Here is an 18,625-nt window from a genome sequence, read left to right on the forward strand (position 1 = left end):
TCGAGAGAGGAGTGCGTCACGGTGCCTCCCGCTGATGCGCCCACCGACCCCGGGCCCGCTCCCCAGGCCGGCGCGGGCGCCGAGGACACGCTGGACCTGCGGCTCACCGCCGAACTCCTCGCCCTGCTGGGTGAGGACACCTCCGTGTACGGAGACGGCCCGGAGGGCTCCGGACTGCTCGACCGGCCGGAGCAGTGGAAACCGGTCACCACACCGGCCGGCGTGCTCCAGCTCGTCCCCGTGCGACTGGAGCGCGACCTCTCGGTGATCAGCCGCTGGATGAACGACCCCGCCGTCGCGGCCTTCTGGGAACTCGCCGGGTCGGAGACCGTCACCGCGAGGCACCTGACGCCCCAACTGGGCGGCGACGGACGCAGCGTCCCCTGTCTTGGGGTGCTCTCGGGTGTCCCGATGAGCTACTGGGAGATCTACCGGGCCGACCTCGACCCCCTGGCCCGGCACTGCCGGGTCCGGCCGCACGACACCGGGGTCCACCTCCTCATCGGCGAGGTGGATCAGCGGGGCCACGGGATCGGGAGCACCCTGCTGCGTGCCGTCTCCGACCTCGTCCTCGACAACCGCCCCCGGTGCACACGGGTCGTCGCCGAGCCGGACGTCCGCAACACCCCGTCCGTCTCCGCCTTCCTGAGTGCCGGATTCCGCTACTCCGCAGAGGTCGAACTCCCGGAGAAGCGGGCCGCCCTGATGGTCCGCGACCGAGCCCACCGTGCCCGGCTGTGAACGATCCGCTGCCCCGCCCACACCGCTCGAACCCCGTCGGTTCCCACCCGAGGAGTCCCCGTGCCGAAATATCCCGCGAGCCGTGATGCAGCCCGGTCGCCCCTGCTGCTGAGCACCCCGGAGCTGAACCGCGCGGTCTGGGACCGGGCCGCCGCCCGGCTGCTCGCCAAGATGCTCGGCGAATTCTCCTACGAGGAAGTGGTCCGGCCCGTCCCACGATCCGCCGGGGGCGATACGTACACCCTCGTGCTCGACGACGGCGGCAGCCTCAGCTTCACCGCCCGGCGGGGGGTCTACGGCAGCTGGCGCGTCGACCCCGACTCGATCCGTGAGGCGAGCAGTGAGGCGACGGAGGCCGACGCGTCCGGCACTTCGGTGGCGGAGGGCGGTGCGAACGAGGGGGGCGGCGCCGGGGCAGGGGCCGGGACACCGGTCCGGGGCCAGGTCGCGGGCAGTGTCCCGTTCCGCGATCCGTTGATGTTCCTCGCCCGCGCACGCCGTCTCCTCGACCTGGACGGCGCGACCCTCGGCCATCTCGTCCGCGAGCTCACCACCACGCTCACCGCCGACGCCCGCCTCGACCACGGAGCACTCGGCGCCGCCGCGCTGGCCGACCTCGACTACGCCGAGCTCGAAGGCCACCAGACGGGCCACCCCTGGATCGTCGCCAACAAGGGGCGACTCGGCTTCTCCGCCACCGACGCGGCCCGCTTCACCCCTGAGGCCCGCACACCGGTGACCCTGCCGTGGATCGCCGTCGCCACGCGGATCGCCGCCTACCGGGGCGTCGGCGAGCTCGCCGACCCCGGCCGGCTCTACGCGCAGGAACTGGACCCCGCGGTCCTGGAATCCTTCTCCGCCGTCCTGCGCGAGCGCGGTCTCGACCCCGACGGCTACTACTGCCTGCCCGTTCACCCCTGGCAGTGGGACGAGTGGATCGTGCCCCTGTTCGCCCCGGCCATCGCCGCAGGCGACATCGTCCCCCTGCACGCCGACCCGGACCTGCGGCTGCCGCAGCAGTCCATCCGGACCTTCGCCAACCTGGCACGGCCCGACCGGCACACGCTCAAGCTGCCCCTGTCCATCCTCAACACGCTGGTCTGGCGGGGCCTGCCGACCGAACGCACCCTCGCCGCCCCCGCCGTCACGAGCTGGGTGCAGGGGATGCGCGACAACGACCCGTTCCTGCGCGACACCTGCGGCGTCATCCTCCTCGGCGAGGTCGCCTCCGTCACGGTCGAGCATCCGCTCTACGACCACCTCCCCGAGACTCCGTACCAGTTCAAGGAGATCCTCGGAGCGATCTGGCGCGAGCCCCTCCTGCCCCGCCTCGCGCCCGGCGAGCGGGCCCGCACGCTCGCCTCGCTGCTGCACACCGATCCCCAGGGCCGCGCCTTCACCGCCGAGCTGGTAGCCCGCTCCGGTCTCACGCCGACCGTCTGGCTCACCCGGCTCTTCGGCGCGCTGCTCCCGCCGCTGCTGCACTTCCTGTACCGCTACGGCACCGTCTTCTCCCCGCACGGCGAGAACGCCATCGTGGTCTTCGACGAGCACGACGTCCCGGTGCGCCTGGCGATCAAGGACTTCGTCGACGACGTCAACGTGAGCGCACAGCCGCTGCCCGAGCACGACGCGATGCCGCCGGACGTGCGCCGCGTCCTGCTCACCGAGGAGCCCGCCTTCCTCACCCAGTTCATCCACTCCGGTCTCTTCACCGGAGTCTTCCGCTTCCTGTCCCCGCTCTGCGAGGAGCAGCTCGGCGTCCCCGAGAGCGTGTTCTGGTCACTCGTCCGGGCGGAGATCCTTCGCCACCACGCCCGCTTTCCCGAGCTGAAGGAAAGGTTCGAGCTGTTCGACATGCTGACGCCCCGCATCGAACGCCTCTGTCTGAACCGCAACCGCCTGCACCTGGACGGCTACCGCGACCGGCCCGAGCGCCCGCACGCGGCGGTCCACGGCACGGTGCCCAACCCGCTCCACCTCTCCGCGTGCATCGGGTCGTGAGCGCTGTTGTCAGTGGCGCCCCGTAGGCTGGCCGGGCTATGACGAAGCCATCCCTCCCCGAGCTCCTGCACGCCGCCGTGACCGCCGTCGGCGGTACGGAGCGACCCGGCCAGGCCGCCATGGCCGGTGCCGTCGCCGACGCCGTGGACGACCAATCCCATCTGCTCGTCCAGGCCGGCACCGGGACGGGCAAGTCGCTCGGCTACCTGGTGCCCGCCCTGGCACACGGCGAGCGCGTCGTGGTGGCCACGGCCACCCTGGCCCTCCAGCGCCAGCTCGTGGAGCGCGATCTTCCGCGTACGGTCGACGCCCTGCATCCGCTGCTGCGGCGCCGCCCGCAGTTCGCCATGCTCAAGGGCAGGTCGAACTACCTCTGTCTGCACCGCCTCCACGAGGGCGTCCCGCAGGAGGAGGAAGAAGGGCTCTTCGACCAGTTCGAGGCGGCGGCCCCGTCGAGCAAGCTCGGCCAGGACCTGCTGCGCATGCGGGACTGGGCGGACGAGACGGAGACGGGCGACCGGGACGACCTCACTCCCGGAGTCTCGGACCGGGCCTGGGCACAGATCTCCGTCTCCTCCCGCGAGTGTCTGGGCGCCACCAAGTGCGCGTACGGGGCCGAGTGCTTCGCCGAGCAGGCCCGGGAGCGGGCCAAGCTCGCCGATGTGGTGGTGACGAACCACGCGCTCCTCGCCATCGACGCCATCGAGGGCGCCCCGGTGCTCCCGCAGCACGAGGTGCTGATCGTCGACGAGGCCCACGAGCTGGTCTCCAGGGTGACCGGAGTGGCCACCGGCGAGCTCACCCCCGGCCAGGTGAACCGCGCGGTGCGCCGCGCGGCGAAGCTCGTCAACGAAAAGGCCGCCGACGCCCTTCAGACGGCATCGGAGGGCTTCGAGCGGGTGATGGAGCTGGCGTTGCCCGGCCGCCTGGAGGAAGTGCCGGAAGACCTCGGATACGCGCTGATGGCGTTGCGCGACGCGGCTCGTACGGTGATCACCGCGCTCGGCTCCACCCGCGACAAGTCCGTCGCGGACGAGGACGCGGTCCGCAAGCAGGCGCTGGCCTCGGTGGAGTCGATCCACGGTGTGGCCGAGCGCATCACGCAGGGTTCCGAGTACGACGTCGTCTGGTTCGAGCGGCACGACCGCTTCGGAGCCTCCGTGCGGGTCGCCCCGCTCTCGGTCTCCGGGCTGCTGCGCGAGAAGCTCTTCGCCGACCGCTCCGTGGTCCTCACCTCGGCCACCCTCAAGCTCGGCGGGGACTTCAACGGGGTGGGCGCGTCCCTCGGGCTCTCCCCGGAGGGCACCGCGGGCGATGACGTCCCGCAATGGAAGGGCCTCGACGTCGGCTCGCCCTTCGACTACCCGAAGCAGGGGATCCTGTACGTCGCCCGGCATCTGGCGACCCCCGGCCGGGAAGGGTCCCGCACCGACATGCTGGACGAGCTCGCCGAGCTGGTGGAAGCCGCGGGCGGGCGCACACTCGGACTGTTCTCCTCCATGCGGGCGGCCCAGGCCGCCGCCGAGGAACTGCGGGGCCGGCTGGAGAAGCCGATCCTGCTCCAGGGCGAGGAGACGCTGGGGGAGCTGATCAAGAACTTCGCGGCCGACCCCGAGACCTGTCTCTTCGGCACGCTCTCGCTCTGGCAGGGCGTCGACGTCCCCGGCGCGAGCTGTCAGCTGGTGGTCATGGACCGGATTCCGTTCCCGCGCCCCGACGATCCGTTGATGAGCGCCCGCCAGAAGGCGGTCGAGGAGGCAGGGGGCAACGGCTTCATGGCCGTGGCCGCCACGCACGCGGCGTTGCTGATGGCCCAGGGCGCCGGGCGTCTGGTCCGGGCCACCGGGGACAAGGGCGTCGTCGCCGTACTCGATCCTCGGCTGGCCAATGCCAGGTACGGCAGCTATCTGCGCGCCTCGCTCCCCGACTTCTGGTACACGACCGACCCGAACCAGGCTCGCCGCTCGCTCGCCGCGATCGACGCGTCGGCCAAGGCCGACGGGCGGTAGGCCCGCGCCGGCCGTGGAGACACGGCAGGGCCCCCGGATCCGAGCAGCGGATCCGGGGGCCCTGTGGGACACGGAGGGCTTCACACCCGCCGCAGCACCGCCACGACCTTGCCGAGGATGGTCGCCTCGTCGCCGGGGATCGGCTGGTACGCGGAGTTGTGCGGGAGCAGCCACACATGGCCGTCCTCGCGCTTGAAGCGTTTGACCGTGGCCTCGCCGTCCAGCATGGCGGCCACGATGTCCCCGTTCTCGGCCACGGGCTGGCGCCGCACGGTGACCCAGTCCCCGTCACAGATCGCCGCTTCGATCATCGAGTCACCGACGACCTTCAGCACGAAGAGTTCGCCGTCCCCGACCAGCTGGCGGGGGAGGGGGAACACGTCCTCGACCGACTCCTCGGCGAGGATCGGCCCACCGGCCGCGATCCGGCCGACCAGCGGCACGTACGACGCCGCGGGCTTCCCGGTGGTGTCCGTGGGCTGCGTGCTGGGCTGGTCCGAGCCACGGACCTCGTACGCCCGCGGGCGGTGGGGGTCGCGGCGGAGGAAGCCCTTGCGCTCCAGGGCCATCAGTTGGTGTGCGACGGAGGACGTGCTGGAAAGGCCCACCGCCTGACCGATCTCCCGCATCGACGGGGGGTAACCCCGTCGTTGCACGGAGTCCCGGATGACCTCGATCACTCGCCGCTGCCGGTCCGTGAGCCCCGAGCTGTCCGCCCGGATTCCAGGAGGTCGTCCGGGCAGCGAGCGCGCTGGGCGCGCGGGCTCCGGCCCCTCCGTGTTCGTGACTGAGTCATTCATGGCATGCACCGGCTCGAGTCGGCTCTGGGAGCGGTCCTGGGCAGTGATGATGGCACTGTCTGCGGTGGTGGTCACGTCGGCCCCTCTCGAATGGTCTCCCTAGCTGGACAACGGTAGTAGCTTTCGAAAGGTTGCGCCAAACACACGTTCGAGTGAAAAACGAATAAAAGTCTGTCGAGTGTTCAGTGCCGGGTGTATGAGCGAGGCCGGGAGGGGTGTTCCGCCGTCGGGCCCCGCCCCCGGCCCACGCGCGCGGACCGACCCGCAATTCGGACCATTACGCTACCGTCCGAGCCCGCGGCGCCGGTGAGCGGGGTGGCCGACCGGGCTGCCGGCGGCGCCCGCGGCGGCGGCAGCCCGGCTGTTCGGGGGCGGCGGGGTGGCCGACCCGAACTGGGTCGCGCCGCCCGCTTCCCGTACCCTCGTGGTCGGTCGTACGCTGCCTTCCGGCCACCCGGGGCGCGCGACACGCGCCAGGGCCAAATGCGCGACCAAACCCAAGATCTAGTGGTTGGATTGCTACAGCCACCCAGAAGTTGTGGTCCCCGTCCGTCGGGGCTGTGGTCATCGCCTATGCTTGAGACCGCTTCGAAGGCCCGTCAGCGGGCCTGAAGAGGCTATTCAGTCGTGCTGTGAAGGAGGGTTGGGAGCCATGCACTGCCCCTTCTGCAGGCACCCCGACAGCCGGGTCGTCGACAGTCGCACCACCGACGACGGGACCTCGATCCGCCGGCGTCGCCAGTGCCCCGACTGCTCCCGCCGTTTCACGACGGTGGAGACCTGCTCGCTCATGGTGGTCAAGCGCAGCGGCGTCACCGAGCCCTTCAGCCGTACCAAGGTCATCTCCGGCGTGCGCAAGGCGTGCCAGGGGCGGCCGGTCACCGAGGACGCCCTCGCCAAGCTCGGCCAGCGTGTCGAAGAGGCGGTGCGCGCCACCGGCAGTGCCGAGCTGACCACTCACGACGTGGGTCTGGCCATCCTCGGCCCCCTGCAGGAACTCGACCTCGTCGCGTACCTGCGGTTCGCGTCCGTCTACCGGGCGTTCGACAGCCTCGAGGACTTCGAGGCCGCCATCGTGGAACTCCGCGAGCGGCGGCCTCCCGTACAAGGACGCGGGACCGGCGAGACCAGCGAGGTCCCCGTTCCCGCCGTCGCCGCCGACTGAGCGGCACCGTCGGCCCCGCTGATCGGAGGATCGGCTGCGGGCCGGCACCTGGACCTGCTCCGGGCGACGCATGACGTACGCGGCGTCCGAAGCATCAGACACACACTGTGCCCGGGGAAGTTCTCGGCACTTCAGGGCGTTTTTGCCCACATATGGGAGGCGGCATGACAGAGACGGCGAGCGGCCCGGCACGAGGTTCCCGCACCAAGGGGACCAAGTCGACTGCGACCAAGCAGGGCCTGCGTATCGAGCGCATCCACACCACCCCCGGCGTGCATCCGTACGACGAGGTGGCGTGGGAGCGCCGTGACGTCGTCATGACCAACTGGCGCGACGGCTCGATCAACTTCGAGCAGCGTGGCGTCGAGTTCCCCGACTTCTGGTCGGTGAACGCGGTCAACATCGTCACCAGCAAGTACTTCCGCGGGGCTGTCGGCACCCCCCAGCGCGAGACCGGTCTGCGGCAGCTGATCGACCGGATCGTGAAGACGTACCGGAAGGCCGGCGAGGACTACAGCTACTTCGCCTCTCCCGCGGATGCCGAGATCTTCGAGCACGAGCTGGCGTACGCCCTCCTGCACCAGATCTTCAGCTTCAACTCGCCGGTCTGGTTCAACGTCGGCACGCCCCAGCCGCAGCAGGTCTCCGCCTGCTTCATCCTGGCCGTCGACGACTCCATGGAGTCGATCCTCGACTGGTACAAGGAAGAGGGGATGATCTTCAAGGGCGGCTCCGGTGCCGGCCTGAACCTCTCCCGTATCCGCTCCTCCAAGGAGCTCCTCTCCTCCGGCGGCAACGCCTCCGGGCCCGTCTCCTTCATGCGCGGCGCCGACGCGTCCGCCGGAACGATCAAGTCCGGCGGTGCCACCCGTCGCGCGGCCAAGATGGTCATCCTCGATGTCGACCACCCCGACATCGAGAACTTCATCGAGACCAAGGTGAAGGAGGAGGAGAAGATCCGCGCCCTGCGTGACGCGGGCTTCGACATGGACCTGGGCGGCGACGACATCACGTCGGTCCAGTACCAGAACGCCAACAACTCGGTCCGGGTCAACGACGAGTTCATGAAGGCCGTCGAGTCCGGCGGCAAGTTCGGGCTGCGCGCCCGCATGACCGGCGAGGTCATCGAGGAGGTCGAGGCCAAGTCCCTCTTCCGCAAGATGGCCGAGGCGGCCTGGGCCTGTGCCGACCCCGGCATCCAGTACGACGACACGATCAACCAGTGGCACACCTGCCCCGAGTCCGGCCGCATCAACGGCTCGAACCCGTGCAGCGAGTACATGCACCTGGACAACACGTCGTGCAACCTCGCCTCGCTGAACCTCATGAAGTTCCTCAAGGACGACGGCAAGGGCAAGCAGTCCTTCGAGTCCGAGCGCTTCGCCAAGGTCGTCGAGCTGGTCATCACCGCGATGGACATCTCCATCTGCTTCGCCGACTTCCCGACCGAGAAGATCGGCGAGAACACCCGCGCCTTCCGCCAGCTGGGCATCGGTTACGCCAACCTCGGCGCCCTGCTGATGGCGACCGGCCACGCGTACGACAGCGACGGCGGCCGTGCGCTCGCCGGAGCCATCACCTCGCTGATGACCGGTACCTCGTACAAGCGTTCCGCCGAGCTGGCGGCTGTCGTCGGCCCGTACGACGGCTACGCCCGCAACGCCGAGCCGCACCAGCGCGTCATGAAGCAGCACGCCGACGCCAACGCCGTGGCCGTGCACGCCGACGACCTGGACAACCCGATCTGGGCCGCCGCGACGGAGGCCTGGCAGGACGTCATCCGTCTCGGCGCGAAGAACGGTTTCCGTAACGCACAGGCGTCGGTCATCGCCCCCACCGGCACCATCGGTCTCGCGATGTCCTGCGACACCACCGGTCTTGAGCCCGACCTCGCCCTGGTCAAGTTCAAGAAGCTGGTCGGCGGCGGCTCGATGCAGATCGTCAACGGCACCGTCCCGCAGGCCCTGCGCCGCCTGGGCTACCAGGAGGAGCAGATCGAGGCGGTCGTCGCCCACATCGCCGAGAACGGCAATGTCATCGACGCCCCGGGCCTGAAGACCGAGCACTACGAGGTCTTCGACTGCGCGATGGGCGAGCGTTCAATCTCCGCGATGGGTCACGTGCGCATGATGGCGGCCATCCAGCCGTGGATCTCCGGCGCGCTCTCCAAGACGGTGAACCTGCCGGAGACGGCCACCGTCGAGGACGTCGAAGAGGTCTACTTCGAGGCGTGGAAGATGGGCGTCAAGGCGCTCGCGATCTACCGCGACAACTGCAAGGTCGGCCAGCCCCTCTCCGCGAAGACCAAGGAGAAGGAGAAGGAGGCCGTCACGGCCAAGGCCGAGGACACCATCCGTACCGCGGTCGAGAAGGTCGTCGAGTACCGCCCGGTCCGCAAGCGTCTGCCCAAGGGACGTCCCGGAATCACCACTTCCTTCACGGTGGGTGGCGCCGAGGGTTACATGACCGCCAACTCCTACCCGGACGACGGTCTCGGCGAGGTCTTCCTGAAGATGTCCAAGCAGGGCTCGACCCTCGCGGGCATGATGGACGCCTTCTCCATCGCCGTCTCGGTCGGGCTGCAGTACGGCGTCCCGCTGGAGACGTACGTCTCCAAGTTCACCAACATGCGCTTCGAGCCGGCCGGTATGACGGACGACCCGGACGTGCGGATGGCGCAGTCGATCGTCGACTACATCTTCCGCCGCCTGGCACTGGACTTCCTGCCGTTCGAGACCCGCTCGGCCCTCGGTATCCACTCCGCCGAAGAGCGTCAGCGCCACCTGGACACCGGCTCCTACGAGCCGTCGTTCGAGGAGGAGCAGCTGGAGGCCGAGAGCCTGGCCCAGTCCGCCCCGGTGCGGACGGAGCCGCTGAAGGCGGTCGCTCCCGTCCAGGAGACGGAGAAGGCCGAGCCGAAGACGGCGCACACCTCGGCGGAGCTCGTCGAGATGCAGCTCGGCATCAGCGCCGACGCCCCGCTCTGCTTCTCCTGCGGTACGAAGATGCAGCGCGCAGGTTCCTGCTACATCTGCGAGGGCTGCGGCTCGACCAGCGGTTGCAGCTGACCGAAGCGGGTGCCCCGAGAGGGGCGACCGCCCTGCTGAAGGGGGGCGGGCAGGACTCCGATCGCGGAGTTCCTGCCCGCCCCCTTCCGCTGCGCTGTGTCACGCCCCGAACGAACGGCTCCCCATCGCCGCGGCGAACGAGTCGGCGTCCCCGTCGAACCCCCGCACCGTGTCGTGGAACTCCCAGACCCCGGAGGAGTCCCGCACGAACTCGGCGACGACCGCCGCCGTCGCCGTGGGGACCGTCGAGAAGTCGTCCTCGGCGAGGCTGGTGTACCCCTCGCGGATCTGTACGCCGGTGTTCCCTATCGCCCCGAACGTCTTGTGGCCGTCGCGCTGCTGAATGGCGATGCCGACGACGACCCGGGCGTAGGCGTCCGAGAGCCGGTCCAGCTCCAGCGTCATGACCTCGTCGTACCCGAGGCCCTGCCCGGTCCTGCTGTCGCGGTTGAGCGTGATGGTGCCGTCGGGCGCGCGGCTGTCGAAGTGCACGAGATACGCGGGGTCGCCGTACGGCTCGTCGGCCGGATAGGTCGCCGCGATGATGTCGAGGTCGTTGGCCGGTTCACCGTGCGGACTGGGATCCCACTTGACCCTGACCTCGACCTTCTCGATGTCCTTGTTGGGAGTGCTCATCGGACTTCGCTCCTTCACGCGGGGCCGTCGCTCCGGTTCTATCACCCGATCATGTCCGTAACGGCCCGTGGAACCAACCGTCTTGAGGGTGGTGGGCGCAATCGGGCCACCGTGGGGGCCGGCTGTCTCAATGCGGGATCCGGCGCGGCGGACGCTGTCGTACCTCGTCCCGGAACGCCTCGATCGCGCTGCTGACCTGACGTATGAGGTGGGTCTGCTCGATGCGGTCGAGATAGAGGCAGTTGCGGGCGATCCCCTCCAGCTCGAAGGCGAAGTACAGGGCCATCAGCGGATTGATGAAGAGCTCGCTGTTGCCGGTGCGGGAGGTGAACCGGACGTCCCCGAACTCTCCCCGGACCGCAGCGGCAATGGATCCGTTGACGATGCTCGGGTGATCGGGCGTGTGCTCCTGGGCATGGGCGACCGCGTCGACGAACAGGGCGCCCTCACGGGTCGTGCGGGGCACGGAGAACGCGCCCAGATACGCGCCGTCGCGTTCGAGTGCGGCGATGTTCTCCAGGACGAGACCGTGGCTCACGCCGTGGTAGGCGTCGACGCCGAAACCGATGGAGACGACCAGGCGGTCGGGCCCTTCGATCCCGGCGAGCGCCGCGACGCTGGTCATGTCCTCCTCCGGGGTGCCCAGGCCCGACTCGTCGCCCCGCATCAGGATGTCCGTCCCGCCGTCGACGAGGACGACGGCGTCGATCTCGTACCGCTCGATCAGCGCGCGATAGGCGTCGCGCAGCGGCTGGACGCCTGTACGGGACAGGGCATGGACGTCGCAGGGGTAACCGTGCAGGGCGAGCCACTGCGCGAGGGTCCGTTCCGGGAAGTAGAGCTGGTGGAGGGAGGTCTCGGGGGTGATGACGGCGAGGTCGGGAGCGAGCCAGGAGTCGAGGGGGAGCCCCTCGAGCGCGCTGAAGGAGAGATTGGCGAACCGCACCTGCTTGTTCCGGTGGATCAGGGAGAGCGCGAGGGGGAGGCCGGCGTAGATGTCGAAGCCGCCGCCCGCCCCGGCGACGAGGATGCGTTCTGCCGAATCGAGGCGCTCGAACAGCGGGTTGGTGTGCAGCGAGGTCATGGCGATCATTGTGTGATCAGCTGTGACCGGTTCTGGTGCACTCCGTCGGAGCGTGACCCACGCCACGTCCGTCACCCGTACGATGGCGCGGTGCTGGTCAAGTGGATTCGCTGCAATGTGGGGGACCGTCGCGGTTTCGAGCGGGGGCAGCGGAAGTGGGCGGGGCTGCTGGGTGAGCCGGGCTTCAGGGGGCAGGGCGGCGGCTGGAGCCGCAGCCGGCCGGAGGTGGCCCATGTCTTCGCGTTCTGGGAGAACAGGGTCTTCTACGACTCGTTCATGGCGCGCGGACACGACGCACTGGCCGCCGCGCAGGCCGGCACGTGCAACGACATCCAGGTCAAGCTGTTCGAGTACCGCTTCGACGTGAAGACCGGCTTCGAACCCCACTTCGGCGACGCGGATGTGGTCAGGGTGGCCCACAGCAGGGTGCACGAGGACCGTGTCGAGCACTTCGCGCTGATGCAGCAGCGGGTATGGAATCCGGCGATGGCGGGCTCGCCCGGAATGCTGCGCGGCGTGTTCGGCGAGGCGCCCGGGCACGAGTTCCTGGTCCTGTCGATGTGGCAGTCGAGCGCGGAGCGCGGCAAGTACCGGCCGGCGAGTGTCGAGCGGCTGTCGCAGCGGGCGCAGACCGACGACGACGTGGCCTCGCTCGCGGGTGACGTCGTCCAGCTCGAACCGGCATGGACGGTGTGACCGGCCGGTGCGGCCGCCGTTTCACCGGCGACATGCACCGTCGGATTCCGGACAATTGCTCGAACGGCCGCGACTCGATCTAGGGTCGGTACATGGCAAGACCGCAACGCATTGTCCTCGTCAGGCACGGCGAGTCCGAGGGCAACGCCGACGACACCGTGTACGAGCGCGAGCCCGACCACGCACTGAGGCTCACCCCGACCGGACTGCGGCAGTCCCGCGAGACGGGAGTGCGGCTGCGCGAGCTCTTCGACGAGGAGCGGGTCAGCGTGTACGTCTCGCCCTACCGCCGGACGCACGAGACGTTCCGGTCGCTGGAGCTGGATCCCGGACGCGTCCGGGTGCGCGAGGAGCCCCGGCTGCGCGAGCAGGACTGGGGGAACTGGCAGGACCGGGACGACGTGCGCCTCCAGAAGGCGTACCGGGACGCCTACGGGCACTTCTTCTACCGCTTCGCGCAGGGGGAGTCCGGTGCGGATGTGTACGACCGGGTGGGCGCGTTCCTGGAGAGCCTGTACCGGAGCTTCGAGGACCCGGACCACCCGCCGAACGTCCTGCTCGTCACGCACGGACTGACCATGCGGCTGTTCTGCATGCGCTGGTTCCACTGGTCCGTGGCCGAATTCGAATCCTTGTCCAACCCCGACAACGGGGAGTCACGGACGCTCGTACTCGGCAAGGACGGCCGCTACACGCTGGACAGGCCGTTCGAGCGCTGGCGTACCCCTGAGCCGTACGGCATCACCGGATAGAGTGGAAGCGATGACCGAATCCGCTTCCGACCAGCGCTTCGAACGCGCCCTCGCCAGCCTGCGTGGCCTCTCCGTAGGAGACGCTCTGGGCTCCCAGTTCTTCGTGCCCGCCAACTATCCGCTCCTGAAGGACCGCTCCCTGCCGCCCGGGCCCTGGCAGTGGACCGACGACACCGAGATGGCCGCCTCGGTGCTGGCCGTGCTGTGCAAGCACGGCCGTATCGACCAGGACGCGCTCGCCCACTCCTTCGCGGTGCACCATGACTTCGACCGGGGATACGGCCCCGCCGTGAACCGCCTGCTCAGGCTGGTCCGGGAGGGTGGGGACTGGCGGGAGCTGGCCTCCGCGCTCTTCCAGGGCCAGGGTTCCTGGGGCAACGGCTCGTCGATGCGCATCGCACCGCTCGGCGCCTGGTACGCGGACGACCCCGAGCAGGCCACGCACCAGGCCGAGATCTCGTCGTACACCACGCACCAGCACCGAGAGGCCGTCGTAGGCGCGATGGCCGTCGCGGCGGCCGCCTCGCTCGCGGCCTCGCCCGCAGGGCCGCCGACGCCGACGGATCTCCTCGACGGCGTGATCGCTCTCGTTCCGCGCAGCGCGGTCGGCGCAGGGCTGCGCAGGGCGCGCGACATGCTGGACTACAAGGACGCGGGCACGGTCGCGGCGGTCCTCGGCAACGGGCGCCGTACGAGCGCGCACGACACGGTCCCCTTCGCTCTCTGGTCCGCGGCACGTGCTCTCGGCGATTTCGAGCACGCGTTCTGGGTGACCGCGCAGGCCGGCGGAGACGTCGACACGACGTGCGCGATCGTGGGCGGAGTGGTCGCGGCGGGGACGGCGGGCGCCCCGCCGGCGGAGTGGACGGCGCAGACGGAAGAGCTCCCCGACTGGATGGCCCCGTAGTCCGCCACGCCGCCCGACTGTCACGGAACTGCCACAGCGTCGCCCCGTACGGCTGACGGCGGTCACGGGGGGTTACTCTTTCGGCCACGCCGCCCGCGGTGATCATCACGACGGGTGTGCACCGAACGAGACGCCGGGGGGCCGCGCTGCCCAGGGCTCGCGTGAGCGGACCTCGGTGGGGAGGGGTCCCGTGTCAGATCACACGTCAGAATCACCCCGGCCGGAGCGTGCGCCGGGGACGTCGGAGGCGGCGGATCCGGAACCGGTGCCCGCACAGGCTCCGGGATCCGCGGACGCCCGGCCGTCGGAGGCGTCGGCCGAGCGCGCAGAGACCGTGCGCCCGCAGAACGGCGCCGGGGCGTCGCCGGCCGCTGCGGCGGGCCCGCACACCGGAGCACCGCAGCCGCACGGGCACGCGCAGGACCCCGGCGTCCCGCAGCCGCGCGACACCGGACCGCAGCCTCCGAAGGTTCCGGCCTACGCGCAGCAGCAGCAGCGGCCGCCGCAGCCCAATCCGTGGGGATACCCCAAGCAGCAGAAGCCTTCGGAGCTCTCGCGACTCCGCCCCGTCAAGCCGGGAGGAATCCCGGGCGCCACGCTCTGGGCCGTACTCGCGACCGGACTGCTCAGCGCCCTGCTGCTCGGCGAGGGCATCGGCCTGAATCTGCTCGTCGTGGCGGTCCCCGCCGCACTCGCGGCCTATTTCGCCGCCCGTGCGGCGGCTCGACGGCTGCGTCCGTGGACCGCCGTCTGGGCGGTCGGCGGGCTTGCCCTGCTCGTCGTTCCGGCACTGCGCGACGCCGGCTGGCCTAGCTTCCTCGCCATCGTGTCCGCCTTCGCGCTCGGGTCGCTCGCGCTGCACGGCAGCCGCAGCTGGCTCGGGATGTTCCTCGGTTCGCTGGGCCTGCTCACATCCGTCGCCGAATCACTGGGCTGGGGCGCCCGCGGTGTTCGCGACCGGATGGCGGGGTCGCGGGGCCGCTGGGGCGTGGTCTTCCGTTCCACGGTCGTGGCGGTCGTCCTGCTCATCGTGTTCGGAGCACTCTTCGCGAGCGCCGACGCAGCGTTCGCCGACGTACTCGGCAGTCTGATGCCCGACGTGTCCATCGGTGACAGTCCGTGGCGGTTCCTCCTCGGCGCGCTCGGCCTCGTCGGCGCGCTCGCCGCCGCGTACACCGCAGCCGCGCCCGTGCGCTGGGACGGTCTGACGGTCCGCCCGGGCAAGGCGCGCGGACGTCTCGAATGGGCCCTGCCCCTGGTCGTCCTGAACCTGCTCTTCGCCGCCTTCCTCGCCATCCAGCTCACGGTGCTGCTCGGCGGCTACGACAAGGTGATGGCCGAGACCGATCTCAGCTACTCCCAGTACGCCCGCGAGGGATTCTGGCAACTGCTCTGGGCCACGCTGCTCACCCTGCTGGTCATCGCGCTCGCGCTTCGCTGGGCGCCGCGCGGGGGAGCACGCGACCGTACGCTCGTACGCGGCGTCCTCGGCACCCTGTGTCTGCTCACGCTCGTCGTCGTCGCCTCCGCGCTGCGACGCATGGACCTCTACGTCGATGCGTACGGCCTGACCAGGCTGCGGATCTCCGTGGCGGCGGTCGAGCTGTGGCTGGGTGTCGTCCTCGTACTGATCATGGCCGCCGGTGCCTTCGGTGCGAAGCTGCTGCCGCGCGCCGTCGCGGCGAGTGCGGCCGCCGGCGTCCTGGCGTTCGGTCTCATCTCCCCCGACGGCCTGATCGCGCAGCAGAACGTCGAACGGTACAGCCGGCATCACTCGATCGACATCGAGTACCTCCGCGGCCTCTCGGCCGATGCCGTGCCGGCTCTCGACACCCTCCCCGAGCCCCTGCGTTCCTGCGCGCTCGAGGAGATCCAGCGGACGCTGCGGAGCTCGGACGAACCGTGGTACGCCACGAGTTGGGGCGAGGCGAGGGCCCGGGACCTCCTCGGGGACTGGGATCCCGGCTCCCGGGCGCGCGATTGCCGCGGCCTCGGGTCGGGCGACAACGGGAGCGAACGCGGCGACGTGGACGATCCGTACGACCCCTACGACCCGTACTGACCGTCGTAGCGCTCATCGCACCGATCGCACCGGAAGCGGGCCGTCCCCCTCGGGGGCGGTCCGCTTCCGTTCGGACGTACGGCTGCGGTGGCGATGATTCCAGTGCACAGGGGCTCGCCCGCACCCGCGAGCCTCTGCATGGCGGCCGTCCGCACGCTAGGCGGCCGGTCCTCCCGCCGACGCCTTTCCGCTCAGCGCCTCCAGATCGCTCTTGCGCACCCGGATCACCAGCAGCGCGGTCAGCAGGGCGAGAACCGCCATGGCCACTGCGGCGAGGAACGCGGTCGAGATGCCCTGGGAGAGCACCGCGTGCCCCCAGCTCCCGGGCAGCTCATGCGTCTTGGCGAACTCCGCCTTCTGCTCCGGTGACGCCTGCGCGAGGAACTGCGGAACCTGTTTCTCCGCCTCGTTTCGGCTCGCCGTACCGAAGACCGTGACCAGGATGGAGAGTCCCAGCGAACCACCCACCTGCTGGCTCGCGTTGAGCAGGCTGGAGGCTGCCCCGGCCTCGTGCTGCGCGACTCCGGACACCGCCGTCAGCGTGAGGGTCACGAAGTTCAGCCCCATGCCGAAGCCGAAAACGAGCATCGGACCCAGGACCCCGGACAGATAGCTGCTGCCGGGCGAGATGAACGTGAGCCAGATCAGGCCCACGCCGGTGAACGCCGAGCCCGTGACCATGAACGGTTTGGGCCCGAGCACCGGAAGGAACCGCTGCGAGAGCCCCGCTCCCACGATGATCGCGACGGTCACGGGCAGGAACGCCAGGCCCGACTCGATGGGGCTGTAGGCCAGGACGTCCTGCACGAACAGCACGATGAAGAAGAACATGCCGAACATGGCCGCGGCCAGGCTGAGCATGATCACGTACGTCCCCGAGCGGTTGCGGTCGGCGAACATGCGCAGCGGGGTGATCGGCTCCCTGGCGCGCATCTCGATGACGACGAACGAGGCGAGCAGGATCACCGCGGCGGCGAACGAGGCCAGGGTCAGGGAGTCCCGCCAGCCCTCCTCGGAGGCCCGGATGAACCCGTACACGAGCGATGCCATGCCGAGTGTCGAGGTCAGCGCACCCGAGATGTCGAAGCGGGCCGGATGCTTCTGGGACTCGTTGATGTACAGCGGTGCCAGGACGGCGATCAGAACGCCGATCGGCACGTTGACGAAGAAGACCCAGCGCCAGTCGAGCCATTCGGTGAGCAGACCGCCCGCCAGCAGGCCGATCGCCCCGCCCCCCGCCGACACCGCGGCGAAGACACCGAACGCGCGGTTGCGCTCGGGTCCTTCGGGGAACGTGGTCGTGATCAGCGCCAGCGAGGTCGGTGAGGCGATGGCGCCGCCGATGCCCTGGAGCGCGCGGGCCGCGAGCAACTGCCAGGGCTCCTGGGCGAATCCGCCCAGCAGCGAGGCCAGCGTGAAGACCAGGATGCCCGTCATGAAGACGCGGCGGCGGCCGAGGATGTCCCCGGCCCGGCCGCCGAGCAGCAGCAGGCCGCCGAAAGTGAGCGTGTAGGCGCTGAGGACCCAGGAGAGATCAGTGGTCGAGAAGCTGAGCGCGTCCTGGATGTTCGGGAGGGCGATGTTGACGATCGTGGAGTCGAGCACAACCATCAACTGACAGGCGGCGATGACGGCCAGGGCGATCCCCGGGCGGCCTTGCCGTCGTGCCGCGCCCGGTGCGCTCCGTGCTTCTAACTGAGAGGTTGTCACTATGGTTCCCCCACAAGAGAATTAGTGAACGGATCCGTTCACTGTCGTGTCAACGTTAGTGAGTCCCCTTCAGTGAACGCAAGCGTTCACTGAATCTGCGTTGTTCGTGCCACGTCCGGATCCACCGTCCCGGCCGGAACCTGCTCAGTTCCGCGCCGATCCGTTGCGACGCCCGTTCTGCCACTGCCCGCCCGGTCCGAGCGCCGGCCGGCCGGCGCGGGCGTATCGACCTGTTCCGATGGAGAGAAGCTCATGGTTACTTCGCGATCGGCAGCCGCCGCCCGGCAGCCGGTGGTGTCCCTGAGGCGCCGCGGACCCGTACTGGAACGTGCGATCCTCGACGCCGCGCTGGAGCGGCTGAGTACGGTCGGCTGGAGCGGGCTGACGATGGAGGGCGTCGCGGCCGGCGCCCAGACCGGCAAGGCCGCGATCTACCGGCGATGGCCCTCGAAGGAGGACCTGGTCGCGGACGCGCTCCGCAGCGCCCTTCCGGCGATCCGTGATGCGCCGGACCACGGGAACATCCGTGAGGACCTCTACCAACTGTGCTGCGGGCTCCGTGACGCCATGCTCTCCAAGTCCGGCTCCGCGCTGCGCGCCGTCCTTCACGAATGTGACGCGGATACGGCGGAACGGTTCCAGTCGGTGATCCTCAGTGGCGTGGTCGGGCCCACGACCGCTCTGATCAGAGAAGTCGTGAGCAGGGGGGTCGACCGCGGCGAGGTGCGCGCCGACGCGCTGCGCGGGCTCGCTTTCGACGTCATCCCCGCGATGATGATGTACCGCAGCAAGGTGTGCGGAAGCGAATGGACCGATGGGGACATCGCCGACCTGATCGACCAGGTAGCGGTCCCGTTCTTCCGCGCCGCGCCCTGCTGAGGCCTGCGCGTCGAACCTCGCCGGACGCCCGGCGAGAAGCGCTCCCGTCCTCGTGCGGCGACCCGACGCCGGACGGGGACGGCCCAGGTACGCCCCGGGGTGTTCTCGGCGC

The 18,625-nt window shown here is 69.9% G+C and carries 14 protein-coding genes; 10 read left to right on the forward strand and 4 right to left on the reverse strand.

Going from position 1 to position 18,625, the window contains the following annotated elements:
* Positions 1–21: 21 nt before the first annotated feature.
* The 3 genes from ABZ434_RS21850 to ABZ434_RS21860 are packed head-to-tail and all read left to right on the forward strand — an operon-like array spanning position 22 to position 4,754.
* Positions 22–741 (forward strand): GNAT family N-acetyltransferase, encoded by a 720-nt coding sequence (locus ABZ434_RS21850; RefSeq protein ID WP_359139278.1) that lies wholly within the window; start codon positions 22–24, stop codon positions 739–741.
* Positions 742–801: 60 nt separating this feature from the next.
* Positions 802–2,745, forward strand: coding sequence for an IucA/IucC family siderophore biosynthesis protein (locus tag ABZ434_RS21855; RefSeq protein ID WP_359139280.1), 1,944 nt, complete (start codon positions 802–804; stop codon positions 2,743–2,745).
* Positions 2,746–2,783: 38 nt separating this feature from the next.
* Complete coding sequence (locus ABZ434_RS21860) at positions 2,784–4,754, forward strand: ATP-dependent DNA helicase (protein ID WP_359139282.1); 1,971 nt, start codon at positions 2,784–2,786, stop codon at positions 4,752–4,754.
* An 80-nt stretch (positions 4,755–4,834) separates the two neighbouring features.
* On the opposite strand, the gene lexA is transcribed toward ABZ434_RS21860, so the two are convergent.
* Positions 4,835–5,629, reverse strand: coding sequence for a transcriptional repressor LexA (gene lexA, locus ABZ434_RS21865; protein ID WP_219573501.1), 795 nt, complete (start codon positions 5,627–5,629; stop codon positions 4,835–4,837).
* Positions 5,630–6,206: 577 nt separating this feature from the next.
* Here lexA and nrdR point away from each other — a divergent pair.
* Together nrdR and ABZ434_RS21875 are read left to right on the forward strand one after the other, a co-directional pair.
* Positions 6,207–6,719, forward strand: a complete 513-nt coding sequence (gene nrdR, locus ABZ434_RS21870; RefSeq protein ID WP_359139284.1) for a transcriptional regulator NrdR — start codon at positions 6,207–6,209, stop codon at positions 6,717–6,719.
* 164 nt (positions 6,720–6,883) lie between these two features.
* Complete coding sequence (locus ABZ434_RS21875; RefSeq protein ID WP_359139286.1) at positions 6,884–9,787, forward strand: vitamin B12-dependent ribonucleotide reductase; 2,904 nt, start codon at positions 6,884–6,886, stop codon at positions 9,785–9,787.
* A gap of 99 nt (positions 9,788–9,886) precedes the next feature.
* On the opposite strand, the gene ABZ434_RS21880 is transcribed toward ABZ434_RS21875, so the two are convergent.
* Both ABZ434_RS21880 and ABZ434_RS21885 read right to left on the reverse strand, forming a co-directional pair.
* Entirely contained in the window at positions 9,887–10,423 is a 537-nt protein-coding gene (locus ABZ434_RS21880; RefSeq protein WP_359139288.1) for a TerD family protein, read from the reverse strand.
* Positions 10,424–10,550: 127 nt separating this feature from the next.
* The gene (locus ABZ434_RS21885) at positions 10,551–11,507 is read right to left on the reverse strand and encodes a DUF1152 domain-containing protein (protein WP_359139290.1); all 957 of its coding nucleotides are present in this window, start codon (positions 11,505–11,507) and stop codon (positions 10,551–10,553) included.
* 90 nt (positions 11,508–11,597) lie between these two features.
* Here ABZ434_RS21885 and ABZ434_RS21890 point away from each other — a divergent pair, with 90 nt between their 5' ends.
* The 4 genes from ABZ434_RS21890 (at position 11,598) to ABZ434_RS21905 (ending at position 15,924) form a co-directional block, all read left to right on the forward strand.
* On the forward strand, positions 11,598–12,203 hold the full coding sequence (locus tag ABZ434_RS21890) for a YdbC family protein (RefSeq protein WP_359139292.1): 606 nt from the start codon (positions 11,598–11,600) through the stop codon (positions 12,201–12,203).
* Between the two features lie 92 nt (positions 12,204–12,295).
* Entirely contained in the window at positions 12,296–12,955 is a 660-nt protein-coding gene (locus ABZ434_RS21895) for a histidine phosphatase family protein (RefSeq protein ID WP_359139294.1), read from the forward strand.
* Positions 12,956–12,965: 10 nt separating this feature from the next.
* Positions 12,966–13,862: an ADP-ribosylglycohydrolase family protein gene (locus tag ABZ434_RS21900; protein WP_359139296.1), complete on the forward strand. Its 897-nt coding sequence runs from the start codon at positions 12,966–12,968 to the stop codon at positions 13,860–13,862.
* Between the two features lie 583 nt (positions 13,863–14,445).
* Entirely contained in the window at positions 14,446–15,924 is a 1,479-nt protein-coding gene (locus tag ABZ434_RS21905) for a DUF4173 domain-containing protein (RefSeq protein WP_359139468.1), read from the forward strand.
* A 156-nt stretch (positions 15,925–16,080) separates the two neighbouring features.
* Here the strand turns inward: ABZ434_RS21905 and ABZ434_RS21910 are convergent, their stop codons facing one another.
* Positions 16,081–17,634, reverse strand: coding sequence for an MFS transporter (locus ABZ434_RS21910; RefSeq protein ID WP_359139298.1), 1,554 nt, complete (start codon positions 17,632–17,634; stop codon positions 16,081–16,083).
* 252 nt (positions 17,635–17,886) lie between these two features.
* On the opposite strand from ABZ434_RS21910, the gene ABZ434_RS21915 reads away from it, so the two are divergent.
* Positions 17,887–18,513, forward strand: coding sequence for a TetR/AcrR family transcriptional regulator (locus ABZ434_RS21915; protein WP_359139300.1), 627 nt, complete (start codon positions 17,887–17,889; stop codon positions 18,511–18,513).
* Positions 18,514–18,625 lie beyond the last annotated feature (112 nt).

This window comes from Streptomyces sp. NPDC005761 (assembly GCF_040630635.1).
In the GTDB taxonomy this organism is placed as follows: Bacteria; Actinomycetota; Actinomycetes; order Streptomycetales; family Streptomycetaceae; genus Streptomyces.